General features: G+C 69.0%; 14 protein-coding genes. 5 read left to right on the top strand and 9 right to left on the bottom strand.

Going from position 1 to position 17313, the window contains the following annotated elements; translation table 11 throughout:
- Positions 1–2: 2 nt before the first annotated feature.
- From otnK to WBG79_RS21760, 7 genes are all read right to left on the bottom strand, one after another.
- Positions 3–1274 (bottom strand): 3-oxo-tetronate kinase, encoded by a 1272-nt coding sequence (gene otnK / locus WBG79_RS21790; protein ID WP_337359326.1) that lies wholly within the window; start codon positions 1272–1274, stop codon positions 3–5.
- Positions 1271–2053: a 2-oxo-tetronate isomerase gene (gene otnI / locus WBG79_RS21785; RefSeq protein ID WP_337359325.1), complete on the bottom strand. Its 783-nt coding sequence runs from the start codon at positions 2051–2053 to the stop codon at positions 1271–1273. Before otnI ends, otnK begins: the two co-directional genes overlap by 4 nt.
- Before the next feature lie 58 nt (positions 2054–2111).
- Complete coding sequence (gene ltnD / locus WBG79_RS21780) at positions 2112–3038, bottom strand: L-threonate dehydrogenase (protein ID WP_337359324.1); 927 nt, start codon at positions 3036–3038, stop codon at positions 2112–2114.
- Between the two features lie 49 nt (positions 3039–3087).
- On the bottom strand, positions 3088–3981 hold the full coding sequence (locus WBG79_RS21775; RefSeq protein ID WP_337359323.1) for a carbohydrate ABC transporter permease: 894 nt from the start codon (positions 3979–3981) through the stop codon (positions 3088–3090).
- An 11-nt stretch (positions 3982–3992) separates the two neighbouring features.
- Positions 3993–4844, bottom strand: coding sequence for a carbohydrate ABC transporter permease (locus WBG79_RS21770; RefSeq protein ID WP_443147501.1), 852 nt, complete (start codon positions 4842–4844; stop codon positions 3993–3995).
- Between the two features lie 323 nt (positions 4845–5167).
- Entirely contained in the window at positions 5168–6475 is a 1308-nt protein-coding gene (locus tag WBG79_RS21765) for an ABC transporter substrate-binding protein (RefSeq protein ID WP_337359321.1), read from the bottom strand.
- A gap of 60 nt (positions 6476–6535) precedes the next feature.
- On the bottom strand, positions 6536–7597 hold the full coding sequence (locus WBG79_RS21760; RefSeq protein ID WP_337359320.1) for an ABC transporter ATP-binding protein: 1062 nt from the start codon (positions 7595–7597) through the stop codon (positions 6536–6538).
- Between the two features lie 215 nt (positions 7598–7812).
- Here WBG79_RS21760 and WBG79_RS21755 point away from each other — a divergent pair, with 215 nt between their 5' ends.
- From WBG79_RS21755 to WBG79_RS21735, 5 genes are all read left to right on the top strand, one after another.
- Positions 7813–8823 carry a LacI family DNA-binding transcriptional regulator gene (locus WBG79_RS21755; RefSeq protein WP_337359319.1) on the top strand — a complete coding sequence of 337 codons (1011 nt, stop codon included), beginning with the start codon at positions 7813–7815 and terminating at the stop codon, positions 8821–8823.
- Positions 8824–9198: 375 nt separating this feature from the next.
- Positions 9199–11142 (top strand): PrkA family serine protein kinase, encoded by a 1944-nt coding sequence (locus tag WBG79_RS21750; protein ID WP_337359318.1) that lies wholly within the window; start codon positions 9199–9201, stop codon positions 11140–11142.
- A gap of 22 nt (positions 11143–11164) precedes the next feature.
- Entirely contained in the window at positions 11165–12481 is a 1317-nt protein-coding gene (locus tag WBG79_RS21745; protein ID WP_337359317.1) for a YeaH/YhbH family protein, read from the top strand.
- The gene (locus WBG79_RS21740; RefSeq protein ID WP_337359316.1) at positions 12478–14031 is read left to right on the top strand and encodes a SpoVR family protein; all 1554 of its coding nucleotides are present in this window, start codon (positions 12478–12480) and stop codon (positions 14029–14031) included. Before WBG79_RS21745 ends, WBG79_RS21740 begins: the two co-directional genes overlap by 4 nt.
- 479 nt (positions 14032–14510) lie before the next feature.
- Entirely contained in the window at positions 14511–14738 is a 228-nt protein-coding gene (locus tag WBG79_RS21735) for a hypothetical protein (RefSeq protein WP_337359315.1), read from the top strand.
- A 253-nt stretch (positions 14739–14991) separates the two neighbouring features.
- On the opposite strand, the gene WBG79_RS21730 is transcribed toward WBG79_RS21735, so the two are convergent.
- Complete coding sequence (locus WBG79_RS21730; RefSeq protein ID WP_337359314.1) at positions 14992–15450, bottom strand: hypothetical protein; 459 nt, start codon at positions 15448–15450, stop codon at positions 14992–14994.
- Positions 15451–15849: 399 nt separating this feature from the next.
- On the bottom strand, positions 15850–17292 hold the full coding sequence (locus WBG79_RS21725; protein ID WP_337359313.1) for a pyridoxal phosphate-dependent decarboxylase family protein: 1443 nt from the start codon (positions 17290–17292) through the stop codon (positions 15850–15852).
- Positions 17293–17313 lie beyond the last annotated feature (21 nt).

Below are 17313 nucleotides of genomic sequence, written 5' to 3'. Positions count from 1 at the left end.
GCTCACTGCACCAGCGCCAGGGCGTCGGCGAAGAAGGTCGGGGCGCCGAAGTTGCCGGACTTCAGCGCCAGCGTCATCGGGCCGCCCGGGATGCCGAGCGCCTGCAGGACCGGGACGCCCGGGGCGATCTCGGGGCCGATGCGGAAGGCCGGGATGCCGAGCCGTTCGACTACGGCCCCGGAGGTCTCGCCCCCGGCGACCACCAGCCGGCGGACCCCGCCCGCCACGAGGGCCTCGGCGATGCGCGCCATGGTGGCCTCGATGGCGCGCCCGGCCTCCTCGCGCCCGTAGCGGGCCTGGACGGCGGCGACCGCCTCCGGGCTCGCGCTGGAGGCGATGAGGACCGGCCCCGATCCGATCCGCGCGGCGGCCCAGGCGATGGCGGCGTCCGCCGCCTGGCCCGAGACGGCGGCCTCGGCATCGAGGCGCAGGACCGGCATGCGGGTCTCGGCCTCGGCGATCTGGCCGAGGGTCGCCTGCGAGCAACTGCCGGCGAGACAGAGCGCCGGCCCGCCCGCCGGCGATAGGGTGAGCGCGCCGGCTCCGCCGGCGACGCGGCCGGCGGCGACGAGAGCGCGCGCGATGCCGAGACCGAGCCCGGAGGCGCCGACGGAGAGCCGCTGGCGGATCGCCACGGCGCCGAGCGTGTCGAGGTCGGCGAGGTCGATGGAATCGGCGATCGCGGCGCCGACCCCCTGCGAGGCGAGTTCGGCGAGCCGGTCCGCGACGGCGTCCGGCCCGGCCGCAACCGTCTCGTGGTCGACGAGGCCGACGGGTGCGCGGCTCTGGCGGGCGAGGACGCGGACGAGGTTGGAATCCCGCATCGGGTTGAGCGGATGGTCCTTCAGCGGGCTCTCGTGGAGCGGCACGGCGCCGACGAAGAGGTGCCCGCGGTAGAGGGTTCGCCGCGTTTCCGGGAAGGCGGGCGTGACGATCACCACGGGTTCGCCGCAGTCGGCGCGGAGCGCGTCCGTGATCGGCCCGATGTTGCCGGCGTCGGTGGAATCGAAGGTGGAGCAGACCTTGTAGAGCACGTGGCCGGCGCCCTGGCCGCGCAGCCAGGCGTCCGCCGCCCGGGCCTGGGCGACCGCGTCGGCGGCCGCGACGGAGCGGATCTTCAGCGCCACCACGACGGCGTCGACCTCGGGCAGGGCCAGGCCGGCGTCCGGGACGCCGATGGTCTGGATGGTGCGGAGCCCCGCCTTGGCGAAGCTGTTGGCGAGATCCGAGGCGCCCGTATAGTCGTCGGCGACCGACCCGAGGACGAGGCTCATGGGCGGCTCCTCCGATAGGGGGCGAACCAGCCGAGGCCCGCGAGGGTGCCGGCGCGCGGACGGTACTCGCAGCCGACGTAGCCGCCGTAGCCGAGCCGGTCCAACTCCTCGAACAGGAACGGATAGTTCAGCTCCTCGCCGGCCGGCTCGTTGCGGGACGGCACGCTGGCGATCTGGACGTGCCCGACGATCGGCATCAGCCGGCGAAGCGCCATGGTGACGTCGCCGTGGATGATCTGGCGATGGTAGAGGTCGAACTGCAGCTTGAGGGTCGGCAGGGCGAGCCTGGCGATCAACGCCTCGGCGGCCGGGAAGCCGTCGAGGAAGTAGCCCGGCATGTCGCGGCCGTTGATCGGCTCCAGCACCAGGTCGAGGCCGCGCCCGGCCAGGGCCTCGGCGGCGTAGCGGACGGAGCGCTCGTAGGCGGCGGCCGCGGCGGGATCGCCGGCGGGCGCGAGGCCGGCCATGAGGTGGATGCGGCGGACGCCGGTCGCGGCGGCGTAGTCGAGCGCCCGGGCGACGCCGGCCTTGAGGTCGTCGAAGCGGTCGGGGAGGGCGGCGAGGCCGCGCTCGCCCGCCGCCCAGTCGCCGGGGGGCATGTTGAAGAGGGCGGGGGTCAGGCGATTGCGGGCGAGGCGGTCGGCGATCACCTCGGGCGGGTGGTCGTAGGGGAACAGGAACTCGACGGCCGCGAAGCCCGCCTCGGCGGCGGCGTCGAAGCGGTCGAGGAAGTCCCATTCGGTAAACATCATCGTCAGGTTGGCGGCGAAGTTCGGCATGGTGGTGCCCGTCCCCCTTGTCTCGACAGCCCGTCCGGCTGCGCATCCCCGCCCGGGATCACGTCCCCTTCGGCTCCGGCAGCGTCGCCCCGGACAGGAGCGCGTAGGTGCGCGCCACCGAGGCGTCGTCGTCGCGGCCGAAGCCCAGGCCGGCGCTGGCGAGGTACATCTGCAGGGCCGCGGCGGCGAGGGGGGCCGGAAAGCGCTCCGCCCGCGCCATGTCCTGGATGATGCCCAGGTCCTTGACGAAGATCTCGATGGCGGACAGCGGCCGATAGTCGCCCTCCAGGACGTGCGGCACGCGGTTCTCGAACATCCAGCTGTTGCCCGCCGAACCCGTGATCACCTCGTAGACCCGGCGCAGGTCGAGCCCGAGCTTGGCGGCGAGGGCGATCGCCTCTCCGGCGGCGGCGATGTGCACGCCGGCGAGGAGCTGGTTGATCATCTTGAAGGAGGCCCCGATGCCGGGCTCGTCGCCGAGCTCGTGCACCTTGACCGCCATGGCGTCGAGGGCCGCGTGGGCCTTCGCGAAGGCGGCCGGCGAACCGGAGGCCATGACGGTCAGCTCGCCCTTCATGGCGCGCGCCGCGCCGCCGCTGATCGGGGCGTCGAGGTAGAGCCGGCCCGTCGCCTCCAGCCGGGCGGCGAGACGGCGCGCGACCGCGGGGTCCATGGTCGCCGAGGAGACGAAGACCGAGCCCTCCGGCATGGCCTCGGCGACGCCGCCGGGGCCGAACAGCACGGCCTCGGTCTGGGCGGCGTTGACCACCACGGAAACGACCACGTCGGCCCCCGCGGCGGCCTCCGCGGGCAGCGCGGCGCCGCGGCCGCCCCCGGCGGCGAAGCGCTCGACCGCGGCCGGCACCACGTCGTAGCCCGCCACCGTGAAGCCGGCGCGGCGCAAGGAGAGCGCCATGCCTAGCCCCATCGAGCCGAGGCCTATGACGCCCGCCCGCGGCGGCCGCGTCTCTTCCGTGCTGTCCATCGTCAGAAGCCTCCCCGTGGCTCCCGCGCCGCCCGGCCGGGCTGGCGCGTCATTCCTTCACGGCGCCGGTCATCGAGGCGACGTAGTAGTCGACGAAGAAGGAGTAGAGGATCACGACCGGCAGCGAGCCGATCAGCGCGCCGGCCATCAGCGAGCCCCACTCGAAAACGTCGCCGCGCACCAGTTCGGTCAGGACGCCGACCGGCACGGTCTTGTTCTCCGAGGACTGGATGAAGGTCAGCGCGTAGATGAACTCGTTCCAGGAGAGCGTGAAGGCGAAGATGCCGGCCGAGATGAGGCCCGGCACCGCCAGAGGGAGCAGGACCTTGATCAGGATCTGCCAGCGCGAGGCGCCGTCGATCAGCGCGCATTCCTCGAGCTCGTAGGGGATCGACCGGAAGTAGCCCATCAGCAGCCAGGTGCAGAAGGGGATCAGGAAGGTCGGGTAGGTGAAGATCAGCGCCAGCTTGGTGTCGTAGATGCCGAAGCCGAAGATCAGCAGGGCGAGCGGAATGAAGAGGATCGAGGGCGGCACCAGGTAGGCGAGGAAGATGCAGAGACCGACGAAGCGGGAGCCGGCGAAGCGCAGGCGCTCGATCGCGTAGGCGGCGAACACGGAGGCGACCAGCGCCAACACGGTCGACGCGAAGGAGACCACGACCGTGTTCCAGAGCCAGCCCGGATAGGAGGTCTCGAACAGCAGGTACTTGATGTGCTCCAGGGTCGGCTCCACCACCCAGAAGGGCGAATAGTGCTCGTAGTCGGTCAACTGGTGGTTCGGCTTGATGGCCGTGATGGTCATCCAGTAGAACGGAAAGAGAAGCACGAAGACGAACAGGGCGAGCGGCAGGTAGACCACGAGGATCCGCCGCGGAAGGCTGTCGAGATACTCCATGCCGACGGAATCGTCGACAGGGGGAGCGGCTTGGGTCACGCTGGCCATGGGTCGTCTCCTCAGTCGGTTCCGCCCTGCTGCCACTTCCGGCGCTGCAGCCCGAAGTAGCTGAACATGATCGCCGCGAGCAGGAAGGGGATCATGGAAACCGCGATCGCCGCACCCTCGCCGAGCTGCCCGCCCGGGATCGCGCGCTGGAACGACAGGGTCGCCATCAGGTGGGTGGCGTTCACGGGGCCGCCCTTGGTGAGCACGTAGATCAGCTGGAAGTCCGTGAAGGTGAAGAGGACCGAGAAGGTCATCACCACCGAGATGATCGGCGACAGCATCGGCAGGGTGATGTGCCGGAAGCGCTGCCAGGGGGTCGCGCCGTCGAGCGTCGCGGCCTCGTGCAGGGAGGGTGAGATGGTCTGCAGGCCGGCGAGCAGCGAGATCGCCACGAACGGGATGCCGCGCCAGACGTTGGCGGCGATCACCGAGGCGCGCGCCAGGTTCGCCTCGCCGAGGAAATTGATCGGGTGGTCGATCACGCCGAGCTTGATGAGCGACCAGGAGATGATCGAGAACTGGCTGTCGTAGATCCACCAGAAGGCGATGCCCGAGAGCACGGTCGGCACCACCCAGGGCAGGAGCACGATCGCCCGGAAGAAGGCCTTGAAGGGCATGTGGTTGTTGAGGATCAGCGCGAGCCAGAGGCCGAGGGCGAATTTCAGGATCGACGCCGAGATCGTGTAGAGGAGCGTGTTGAAGACCGAGAGCCAGAAGACCGCGTCGATCCACAGGAACTGGTAGTTCTCGATGCCGATGAACTGGCCTGCCCGGCCGATCCTCGCGTCCGTGAAGCCGAGCCAGACGCCGAGGCCGAGCGGGTAGGTCAGGAAGCAGAGCAGGAAGACGGCCGCCGGCAGCATGAAGAGCAGGCCGAGGAAGTTCCGGCTCTGCCCGAGACGCGACAGGACGGTCGATTCCGGCGGGGCGCGACGGGCCGCGGCGATGTCGGTCATGGGGGCTCGCTCCGGGTATGCGCGGACGCGCAGGCGCGACGCCCGCGAGGCCGGACAGGATCAGTTCGACAGGCGGGCGGCATCGGGCCGAACGCAGGGCCGCGACGTCCGTCGGGATCGGATCGGCGGCCACCGGCCGGTATGCCGCAGGCGCAGGGCCGCGCGTTAGGGCGGCGCGAGCCGCCGGAGAGCCGCCCCGGCCTTCGACCGCGGCGGCTCGTGGCGTCGGGTCAGACCCGATAGTAGCGGTTGATGCGCGCCTCGGCCCGCTTCATGGCGTCCTCGGGCTTCTGGGCGCCCGTGACGGCTTCGGCGAACATGTCGACCAGCACGTAGTCGGCCATCACGCCCGCCGAGGCGTAGCCGAGCGGACCGGCGTAGCCGTTCGGGCGCAGCGTCGCGGAGGCCTTGGAGTAGGCCACGTGGTTCGGGTCCGAGCTCCAGATCGGATGCTTCTCGTAGGCCTTGAGCGGGGCGCAGCAGTAGGCCGAGGAGCCCGCGATCCAGGCGTTCATCTGGTCCGGCTCGTACATGAACTGCAGGTAGGCCTGGGCGGCCTGCGGGAACTTCGTGTGCTTAAAGATCACCGCCGTGGTGGTCTGGTGCAGTTCCACGGACTGGCCGACCGGGCCGATCGGCAGGTTCGTGGTGCGGATGTCGGCCGCCATGTCGGCGAGCTTCGGGTCGTTCTTGGCGGCGTAGTAGAGGGACACGCCGTTCGCCGTCAGCGACACCTGGCCGGCCAGGAAGGCGCGGTTGTTGTTGATGTCGAGCCAGCTCTCCGTGCCGGGGATGAAGGTATCGTACAGCGCCTTGGCGTAGTTCAGGGCTGCGAGTGTCTCGGGGCTGCTGATCGCAACCTTGCCGCTCTCGTCGACGGTCTTGCCGCCATGGCTCCAGAGCAGCCAGTGAACGTAGTTGTTGCCGTCGCCGACCGCCTTGCCGTGCGCGAAGCCGGCCGGGGTGCCCTTCGCCTTGAGGGCCTTGCAGAGCTCCAGGAAGCCCTTGGTGTCCTTCGGGAACTCGCTGAAGCCGGCCGCCTTCATGTGGGTGTCGCGGTAGCAGATGGCGTTGCCGATGGTGGCGAGCGGCAGGCCGATGAACTTGCCGTCGCGCGTGGCGTAGCCCTGGTTGCCGGCGTACCAGCCGCCGCCGGCCGCGCCGATGGCGTTGGCGAGGCCGGTCATGTCCATCAGCTTGTCCGGATACTGGTGGGCGTCGTCGAACCACACCCACATGATGTCCGGGCCGGCGCCCATGTTGGCGGCGACCGCCGCCTTCGGACGGATGTCCTCCCAGGACTCCTTGTCGATCTTCACCTCGACGCCGGTCTTGTCGGTGAACTTCTTGGTGTTGGCGATCCAGGCGTCCTCGTCGCCCTTCACGAACGGCGACCAGCGCAGCAGGCGCAGGCTCGCGCCCTTTTCGGGTGTGAAGGTCGGCGCGGCCTGGCCGAGGGCCGGCAAGCTGCCGAGGAGCGGCAGACCGGCGGCACCGGCGGCGGCGCCGGCGAGAAGGTCACGACGGGTAACGGACATGCATTCCTCCCGAGTTTGTTTTTCCAGGAAAAGCAGGCGGCCGTGCTGCCGCCCCGGATTTCAGATGCGGACGCCGGTCTCGGCGTCGAACATGTGCACGACACGGGGGTCGGCGGAGATCTTCAGCGTCTCCCCGTGGCGGGCCGAGACGCGCTCGCGGAACACGCAGGTGACCTCCTGGCCGGCGAACTCGACGACCACGTGGGTCTCCGCGCCGGTCGGCTCGACGACCACGACCCTGGCCTCGGTGCCGTCGGGATCGAGCCGGAAATGCTCCGGCCGGATGCCGTACACCACGGGCCGGCCGTCGCTACCCGCGGGGGCCGTCGCGGCGGGGAGCACCGTGCCGTTAGCGGAGACGAAGGTCGCCGGGGCGCCGCCCTTGATGCGGCCCTTCAGCATGTTCATCGCGGGCGAGCCGATGAAGCCGGCGACGAACAGGTTGGCGGGCCGGTCGTAGAGGTCGAGCGGGGCGCCGATCTGCTCGACGATGCCGTCGTGCATGACGACGATCTTGTCGGCCATGGTCATGGCCTCGATCTGGTCGTGCGTCACGTAGATCGTGGTCGTCTTGAGCCGCTGGTGCAGCTCCTTGATCTCGGTGCGCATCTGGACGCGCAGCTTGGCGTCGAGGTTCGACAAGGGCTCGTCGAACAGGAACACCTGCGGGTCGCGGACGATGGCGCGGCCCATGGCGACGCGCTGGCGCTGGCCGCCCGAGAGCTGGCGCGGGTAGCGATCGAGGAGGGGCGTGAGCGACAGGATCTCGGCGGCGCGGCCGACGCGCTTGTCGATCTCGTCCTTGGAGGCGCCCTTCAGCTTGAGCGAGAAGGCCATGTTGTCGGCGACCTTCATGTGCGGGTAGAGCGCGTAGTTCTGGAACACCATCGCGATGTCGCGTTCCTTCGGCGGAACGTTGTTGACGACGCGGTTGCCGATGGCGATCTCGCCCGAAGTGATGTGCTCGAGGCCGGCGATCATGCGGAGAAGCGTCGACTTTCCGCAGCCGGACGGCCCGACCAGGATGACGAACTCGCCCTCGCGGATGTCGACGTCCACGCCCTTGATGATGGAGACGGCGCCGAACGACTTTCGGACGTCGCGGATCTCGACGGAAGCCATGAGCGGTGATCCTCCCAGTCGCCTTCTCGTGAGGCGTTTCATCACACGGAACAGGTCGCGGCAGACCTTGGCAGCGCTGCCAAACCTGTTAACATGCCATGGCAGCGCTGCCAAGAGGGGTCTTCGACCTTTGTCGGAGGGCGGCGCTCGCACAAAAATTTCAGGGAGGGGCGCACCGGGCGACTGCTCTGTCCGGTTGCGCGGAAAGGCTAGCCTTGTCGGTCAACGAACGCGGCAGACCGATCGCGGCCGTTACGCTTTCCGACGTGGCCCGCGCGGCCGGCGTCGGGGAGAGCACGGTCTCGCGCGTCTTGCGCAACCACGGATCGTTCACCCCGGGGACGCGCGACCGCGTGCTGGCGGCGGTGGCGCGCCTCGGCTACGTGCCGAACCGGATCGCCGGTGCGCTCGCTTCGACGGACTCCAACCTGATCGCCCTCGTCATCCCGTCCCTCGCCAACATCGTGTTCCCGGACGTCCTGCGCGGGGCGAACGCCGCCCTGGCGGGGACCGGCTGCCAGACCGTCGTGGGCGTGACGGACTACGATCCCGGCGAGGAGGAGGCGATCGTCCGGGCGCTGCTCGCCTGGCGGCCGCGGGCGGTGCTGATCGCCGGCCTCGAGCACACGCCGGGGGCGCGTGCCATGCTGGAGGGCGCGGGCATCCGCGTGGCCGAGGTGCTCGACATCGACGGGGAGGGCATCGACATCGTGGTCGGCTTCTCGAACCGGGCCGCCGGGGCCGCCGCGGCCCGGCACCTGATCGGCCGCGGCTATCGGCGCCTCGGCTATGTCGGCCACGACCTCGAGCGCGACACCCGCGCCGCCAAGCGGCTCGCCGGCTTCCGGGAGGCCATCGGGGCCGCCGGGGTCGACTTCGCGGACCTGGAAATCACGCCGGTGTCGTCGGCCATGGAGGCGGGCCGGCGCGGGCTGGAGCGGCTGCTGGCGCGACGGCCCGACCTGGACGCCGTCTACTTCTCCAACGACGACATGGCGATCGGCGGCTATTTCCACTGCCTGGCGGCGGGCATCGACGTGCCGGGACGCCTCGCGCTGTTCGGGCACAACGGGCTCGACGCGGCGCGGGCGGCGCCGAAGCCGCTGACCACCATCCTGACGCCCCGTTTCGCGGCGGGCGAGACGGCGGTCCGCCTCGTCCTCGGCGACGGTCCGTCGACGGTGGTGGACCTGGGCTTCGAGCTCATCGAAGGGGCGACGGCCTGAGGCGGGTCGAGCCGCCGCGCACAGCGCAAAATTCACCACGCCCGAGAAATCTGCCTCGTAAACCGACAATTGATCGGTCTTTTGCCGAGTCCGGGTCGTCCGTTGTGCAGGTTTTCTCCTCGACTTGTCGTATAATGATCTCGACTCATCGGTTACGGCGCCCCTCGCCGAACGGCGCAGCGGCGCTATCTCTCCAGATCGGCGTGAGCGAGGACGCTTGAAGCCTCCGACGCCGGTTCGGACGAATGCGAGGCAGAGGGTACGGCAGCACACCATGACGTGATTGGGCTGCCCGAAGCGCAACAAAATCTGCCTCTAGTCAGTTCCTTACCCAAGCGCAGGCTTGGCCCGGCAACGACGCAGGCAGGATGAGCCATGACAGAAGGTGGTCTTTTCACCGACTTCGCCAATTCCTACCAGCATCGACGTATCGTCGAGATGTCGCTGGTCGAGTATCTCGAACAGTGCCGCGACGACCCGAAACTCTACGCGAGCGCGCCCGAGCGGATTCTCGACGCGATCGGCGAGCCGGACCTGATCGACACCTCCCGCGACAGCCGTCTCGGCCGCATCTTCATGAACCGGACCATCCGGATCTACCCGGCCTTCGCGGAATTCTACGGGATGGAGGAGACGATCGAGCGGATCGTCAGCTTCTTCCGGCATGCCGCGCAGGGGTTGGAGGAACGCAAGCAGGTGCTCTACCTGCTCGGCCCGGTGGGCGGCGGCAAGTCGTCGCTGGCGGAGCGCCTCAAGGCACTGATGGAGGTCAACCCGATCTACGTGCTGAAGGCCGGCGACCAGCTGAGCCCGGTCTTCGACAGCCCGCTCGGCCTGTTCGATCCGGAGCGCATGGGCCCCGTCCTGGAGGACAAATACGGCATCCCGCGCCGGCGGCTGACCGGCCTCATGAGCCCCTGGGTGCTGAAGCGCCTCGACGAGTTCGACGGCGACATCTCGCGCTTCAAGGTCGTCCGGGTGACGCCCTCGCGGCTGCGCCAGGTCGCCATCGCCAAGACCGAGCCGGGCGACGAGAACAACCAGGACATCTCCTCGCTGGTCGGCAAGGTCGACATCCGCAAGCTGGAGACGCTCTCGCAGAACGACCCGGACGCCTACAGCTACTCCGGCGGCCTCAACCGCGCCAACCAGGGCATGCTCGAGTTCGTCGAGATGTTCAAGGCGCCGATCAAGATGCTGCATCCGCTCCTGACCGCCACCCAGGAGGGGAACTACATGGGCACCGAGAATATCGGGGCGATCCCGTTCTCGGGCATCATCATGGCGCACTCGAACGAGGCCGAGTGGCAGTCGTTCCGGTCGAACCGCAACAACGAGGCGTTCCTCGACCGCATCTACGTGATCAAGGTGCCTTATTGCCTGCGGGTCACCGAGGAGCAGCGCATCTACGAGAAGCTGATCCGCACCTCCGAACTGGCCGAGGCGCCCTGCGCGCCGTCGACGCTCGAGATGCTCGCCCGTTTCTCGGTGCTGTCGCGCCTGAAGCCGCACGAGAATTCCAACGTCTTCTCCAAGATGCGGGTCTATGACGGCGAGAGCCTGCGGGAGGTCGACCCGCGCGCCCGCTCGCTGCAGGAGTACAAGGACGCGGCCGGCGTCGACGAGGGCATGGACGGGGTCTCGACCCGCTTCGCCTTCAAGGTGCTGGCGGCCACCTTCAACCACGACACCGTCGAAGTCGCCGCCGATCCGGTCCACCTGATGTACGTGCTCGAGCAGTCGATCCGCCGGGAGCAGCTGCCGGACGAGACGGAAAAGCGCTACGTCGAGTTCATCAAGGCGGAGCTTGCGCCGCGCTACGCCGAGTTCATCGGCAACGAGATCCAGAAGGCCTATCTGGAGTCCTACCACGACTACGGCCAGAACCTGTTCGACCGCTACATCGACCACGCGGACGCCTGGATCGAGGACCAGGATTTCAAGGACCCCGACACCGGGCAGCTCCTCAACCGCGAGCTCCTCAACCAGGAACTCACCAAGATCGAGAAGCCGGCCGGCATCGCCAACCCGAAGGACTTCCGCAACGAGGTCGTGAAGTTCGCCTTGCGCTGGCGCGCCGCCAACGGCGGCCGCAACCCGTCCTGGTCGAGCTATGAGAAGATCCGGGACGTGATCGAGCGGCGCATGTTCAGCCAGGTGGAGGAACTGCTGCCCGTGATAAGCTTCGGCTCGAAGAAGGATAGCGACACGGAGCGCAAGCACGCGGACTTCGTCCAGCGGATGCTGAGCCGGGGCTACACCGAGCGGCAGGTGCGGCGCCTCGTCGAGTGGTACATGCGCGTTAAACAGGCCGGTTGATCCGGCCGGGCTGGGAAGAAGGATGCACATCGTCGACCGACGCCTCAATCCTGGCGGAAAGAGCTTCGCCAACCGCCAGCGTTTTCTGCGCCGCGCCAAGGAAGTCGTCCAGCGGGCCGTCCGGGAGTCGTCCCGGGACCGCACCATCAAGGACCTGGAGCAGTCCGGCGAGGTCACCATCCCGGCGGACGACATCCGGGAGCCGAGCTTCCGCAGGGGATCCACCGGCGGGCACCGCGACTTCGTGCTGCCCGGCAACCGCGAATATGTGGAGGGGGACGAGATCGAGCGCCCCCAGGGCGGCGGTGGCGGCCGCGGCGGCGGCCAGGCCGGGCAGGGCGGGGAGGACTCCGAGGACGAGTTTCGATTCGTCCTGTCGCGCGAGGAGTTCCTCGACCTCTTCCTCGAAGACCTGGAACTGCCCGACCTCGCCAAGCGCAAGCTGGCCGTGACCGAGGTCAAGACCATGCGGCGGGCCGGCTACACCACGACCGGCTCGCCCGCCAACCTCGCTCTCGGGCGCACCCTCAAGGTGTCGCTCTCCCGGCGCATCGCGCTGAAGCGGCCGAGCACGGAGGCGGTCGGCGACCTGGCGGCCGCCATCGAGGCGCTGGAACGGGAGGGCGGCGACCCGGAGCGGCTCGCCGCGCTCAGGGCCGAACTGGAGACGGTCGAGCGCCGGCGCGCCCGCATCCCCTACCTCGACCCGCTCGACCTGCGGTACCGCCGCTACGAGCCGCATCCGAAGCCGATCGCCCAGGCGGTGATGTTCTGCCTGATGGACGTCTCCGGCTCGATGACCGAGCACATGAAGGATCTCGCCAAGCGCTTCTACATGCTGCTGCACATCTTCCTGGTGCGGCGCTACAAGCATGTCGAGATCGTCTTCATCCGCCATACCGACAAGGCCAAGGAGGTCGACGAGGAGACCTTCTTCCGCGGCCGGGAGACCGGCGGAACGCTCGTCTCCTCGGCGCTCGAGGAGATGATCCGCATCGTGCGCGACCGCTACAGCCCGAGCGAGTGGAACATCTATGCCGCCCAGGCTTCCGACGGCGACAATATGGCCACGGACTCGGAACTGACCGCGACGCTGCTGGCGCGGGGGATCCTGCCGGTCTGCCAGTACTTCGCCTATGTGGAGGTGAGCGAGCCGGAGGGCCATCCGCTCGGCTTCACGGCGCACGGGGTGACGAGCCTCTGGCGCACCTACGACATGGTCCGCAAGTCCGGCGGCCAGTTCGCCATGCGCAAGGTGGCGCGGCGGGAGGAGATCTACACGGTCTTCCGCCAGCTCTTCCAGAAGCGCGACGCCACCGTCGGGAGTTCGTCGCCATGAGCATCACCGACAAGGCGGCAGACGAGCGGCTTCTGTTCGCGGGGAGCGACTGGGACTTCTGGACGATCCGGCGGATCCACGACGCGGTCGCGGAGATCGCCGACAAGGATCTGAAGCTCTCCACCTTTCCCAACCAGATCGAGATCATCACGGCCGAGCAGATGCTCGACGCCTACGCGTCGACCGGCATGCCGCTCTTCTACAAGCATTGGAGCTTCGGCAAGCACTTCGCCCAGCACGAGATGGTGTACCGCAAGGGGCTGATGGGTCTCGCCTACGAGATCGTCATCAACTCGAACCCCTGCATCAGCTACATCATGGAAGAGAACAGCGCGACCATGCAGACGCTGGTGATCGCGCACGCGGCCTTCGGGCACAACCACTTCTTCAAGAACAACCACCTGTTCCGTCAGTGGACCGATCCGGACGGGATCCTCGACTATCTCTCCTTCGCCAAGACCTACATCGCCAACTGCGAGGAGCGGCACGGGCACCAGGCCGTGGAGCGCGTGCTCGACGCCGCCCACGCCCTGATGGACCAAGGGGTCCATCGCTCGCCGCGCAAGAAGACCCTCAACCTCCAGGACGAGGAGCGGCGGGAGCGCGATCGGCAGGCCCACCAGGAGCGGATCTACGACGACATCTGGCGGACCCTGCCGCGCAAGGGCGGGCCGAAGAAGGCCGGCCTCGGCGAGCGCCGCCAGGCGCTGCTCGGGCTGCCGGAGGAGAACGTCCTCTACTTCCTGGAGAAGACCGCGCCGCGCCTGAAGCCATGGCAGCGGGAGATCCTGCGCATCGTCCGGCACATCGCCCAGTACTTCTACCCGCAGCGCCAGACCAAGGTGATGAACGAGGGCTGCGCCTGCTGGGTCCACTACGAGATCATGACGCGGCTGCACGACCGCGGACGCATCTCGGACGGCAGCTTCCTGGAGTTCCTGACTTCGCACACCAACGTGGTGCGCCAGCCGATGTACACCGATCCCGGCTACAACGGCATCAACCCCTACGCGCTCGGCTTCGACATGATGCGCGACATCGCCCGCATCGCCACGGAGCCGACCGCGGAGGACCGCGCCTTCTTCCCCGACATCGCCGGCCGCGGCGACGCGGGCGAGCTCCTCAAGGACGTCTGGGCGAACTACCGGGACGAGAGCTTCATCGCCCAGTTCCTGAGCCCGGCGCTGATCCGCAAGTGGCGGCTCTTCCACGTCGCCGACGATCCCGACGAGCCGATGATGAAGGTCGCCTCCATCCACGACGACCGCGGCTACCGCAAGCTCCGCCGGATGCTGGCCCGCCAGTACGACATCGGCCGGCTGATGCCGGACATCCAGGTTGTTGAGGTCGACCTCGAGGACAGCCGCCGCATGACCCTCCAGCACAACGCCCTCGACGGCGTGCCGCTCGAGGCCGAGGACGCCGTCCGGGTGCTGCAGCACCTGGCGGACCTGTGGGGCTACGAGGTGGTGATGAAGGAGGTCGACGCGATGTCGGGCGCGCCCCTCAAGGAACACCGGGCGAAGGCGCGGCCGGGGATCGTTTTCTGAGACGCGGGCCTGCGATCGCGAGGTGCGCGGTCGCGCCGCTCCCGTCGGCCGACCAACCCCGCCTCGACGACCGCAGGGTGCCCGAGCCTGGACCGCTCCGCGACGCCAGTATCGGCTTTCTCGACCGTCATAGTCCTGGCAAACTGAAGCACGGCAGGACCGTGGGGTCCGCCTCGACCGAGGGAGAGCGGACCATGCAGAGCTGCCCTTCGTGTTCCGGCACGGGCGGGATCCACGGTGACTTCCCGGCCTGCTACTCATGCTCGGGCAGCGGCCGCGGCGGCTTCACGGACGTGGCCTGCATGGCCTGCGGCGGGTCCGGCCGGTCGAACGTCCGCGAATTCAAGACTTGTTGGAACTGCGGCGGAAGCGGCCGTGTCCCCGACGCCGTCGGGACGACCACCCGGTCCCCGGTCCCCGCACGTCCCGCTGCTACAGCCAAAACCCGACCCGGCAGGACCGAGGGCCGATCGGGCGCGGTGATCACCTCGAAGCCTTCGTTCACCTGGACGCGCGCCAACACCGTCGCGCTTGGCCTGGGCTACCTCGGCAGCTTCGCAGGCTTGCTCAATTACGGTTCGACGGTCGCATTCGCGGCCTTCGCGGCGGCCTTTCCCGCCATTGTGATCGCGCGATACTGGCAGGCTCTGACGCTCACGGCCGCTATCGTCGGCACGATCTGGTACCTGGGCGGAAGACCGGCCTGAGACCGGGGCCGAGCCCGGTCGTTTCACTTGCCTTCCCGGCGTCACCGGCCTGATGAGATCGAACCCGGTCGGCCGCACGACGCAGTGCGGTTTCTTGGCCCTCGGAGCTCTTGTCGTCGGCGGCTCCCGGTCCAGGCAACGCGGCTCGGTCGGGGGCCCGGCGAGACTATCGCGCGCGCAAAGCCACCGCCGGCACGCTCGTCCCCGCGCGCCGGCGATCGAAGTCTGCAGCCCCCTCCCCCGGACGGGACGGTCAGGCGTGGCGGTGGAAGAACCGGCCGAACAGGGCGTCGCGGGCCTTGTAGAAGAGCTCGGCCGCCGTTCCGCGGTTGGCCGCCGCGCGGATCCGGGCCGCCACGCGAGGGCCCGACATGCCGCCCGCGTAGTGGCAGTTGCACAGAATATGGTGGGCTTCGTTCTCGGAGAGTTCGAAGAAGCCCTTGCCGTCACCGTAGCGGTCGCTCGGCATCCCGGCGGCCCTGAGGACCGGATCCGAGAAGGCGATCGCGAGCGGCGTGTCGTCGCCCCGAAGCGTCTTTCGCTCGTCCGCGGGGACGAACTCGACGCGGCTCAGCGGCCTGACCGCGCCGTCGTGGTGTTCGAGCAGATCCGCCCAGCGCTCGAGACGCTCGCGGCGGGTCAACAGCTTGCCTTCGACGACCGGAACGACGTCCGCCGTCTGTCTCAAGGCATCCAGGCTCTCATGCTTCATGGGGAGTCCTCCAACCAAGGGCACTGCCTGCCGCAGAGCGACGGGCAGCGGGAGGCGCGCGGACCGACCCCTCGTGCGGGCCGGCAGACGTCGGGGCGGACGGTTGGATCCGGCCCGGTCGCGGAGGATCATCCGTGGCCGTCGACCGAACAGCGCATGTCGGAGACTTGTTCCGGTATGGGACACTCCGGACCGAGCGTCGGGGATCCGATGGGGAGGGGGCGGGGGCCGAGCGGTTCGTCGGTGGGGGAAGGGAGGGGACGAACGGTTCGTCGGCGGGGGGGCGAACGGTCGCTGATGCTGGGCACCCCCTCTCCCCCGCATCCCCGGCCGGAGCGAAGCGGAGAGCCGGGGGCCAGCGCGTTCCGCCGGCCGCAGTGTCGAGGCTTCCGCCCCGTTTCAGCGCGGCAGGCTCGCGGCAATCGTCCGGATGTCGTCCCAGGCGGCGAGGACGTCTTCGCGGGTGGTTTCGGTCTGGCCGACCTGGAAGCGGAGGACGAAGTGGCCCTTGTGGCGGGTCTGGGTGAGGTAGAGGCGGCCGCTGTCGTTGATGGCCTCGACGAGGCGGGCGTTGAGGTCGTCGAGGGCCGGGTCGTCCTCGGCCAGGCCGGCCGGGCGCCAGCGGAAGGTGAGGAGCGCCAGGACTGGGGTGGAGGTCAGCTCGAAATTCGGATCGGCGTCGATCAGGCCGGCGAGTTCGCGGGTCCAGGCGACATGGCCGCGGATCTTCTCGCGCAGGGCCTCGACGCCGTAGTGGCGGATGACGAACCACAGCTTCAGCGCCCGGAAGCGGCGGCCGAGGGGGACGGACCATTCGTTGTAGTCGGTGACGCCCGGGACTTCGTTGTCGCCGAGGCCGAGGGTGCGCAGATAGGCCGGCTTGAGGCCGAGCGTATAGGTGAGCGCCTTCGGGTCCTTCACGAAATGGGCCGAGCAGTCGAAGTTGGTGAAAAGCCACTTGTGCGGATTGAAGACGAAGCTGTCGGCCGCCTCGGCGCCGCGCATGAGGTGGCGGAACTCTGGGCAGATCATCGCCGAGCCCGCCCAGGCGGCGTCGACATGCAGGAAGATGCCGTGCCGGCGCGCCACGTCGGCGACCCGGGCGATGTCGTCGACAGCGCCGATCGACGTGCCGCCGAGGCAGGCGACGATCAGGAAGGGCGTCATGCCGGCCGACTTGTCCTCGCGAATCGCGTCGTCGAGGGCGGCGACGTCGATGCCCGCCATCGGGCCGAGGGTCGGCACCTTCACGAGGTTCTGGTGGCCGATGCCGGCCATCCGGATCGCCTTGTCGACCGAAGAATGCGCCTCGGCCGAGCAGTAGGCGCGCAGCGGCGTCGTGCCGAAGAGGCCGGCCGTGTTGCTCATGTAGGAGAGGGCCCGCTCTCGGGCGGTGAGCACGGCCGCGAAGGTCGCCGAGGTGGCGCTGTCCTGAATGACGCCGGCGAAGCTCGCGGGCAGGCCGATCATGGAGCGGAGCCACTCCATCATGCGGGCTTCCAGCTCGGTGGCGGCCGGCGAGGTCTGCCAGAGCATGCACTGGGCCGCCATGGCGGCGGTGACGAATTCGGCGACGACCGAGGGCGGGCTGGAATTGGCCGGGAAGTAGGCGAAGAAGCGCGGGTGCTGCCAGTGGGTCATGCCCGGCAGGATCAGGCGGTCGAGATCCTCGAAGATCGCCTCCATGCTCTCGCCCTCCTGCGGGGGCAGGGCCGGGAGGGCCGCGTGGATCGAGCCCGGGGCGGTCTGGGCGCGGACGGGCCGGCTGCGGACGGAGGCGAGGTAATCGACGGACCAGTCCGCCGCGCGGCGGGCCCAGGCGCGGAAATCGAAGGATGCCATGACGGTCCCGTGTTGCTCGTG

The organism is Prosthecomicrobium sp. N25 (genome assembly GCF_037203705.1).
Taxonomy (GTDB): domain Bacteria; phylum Pseudomonadota; class Alphaproteobacteria; order Rhizobiales; family Ancalomicrobiaceae; genus Prosthecodimorpha.
Note: the sequence above shows the minus strand (reverse complement) of the source record. Positions and strands in the feature narration are given on the sequence as shown.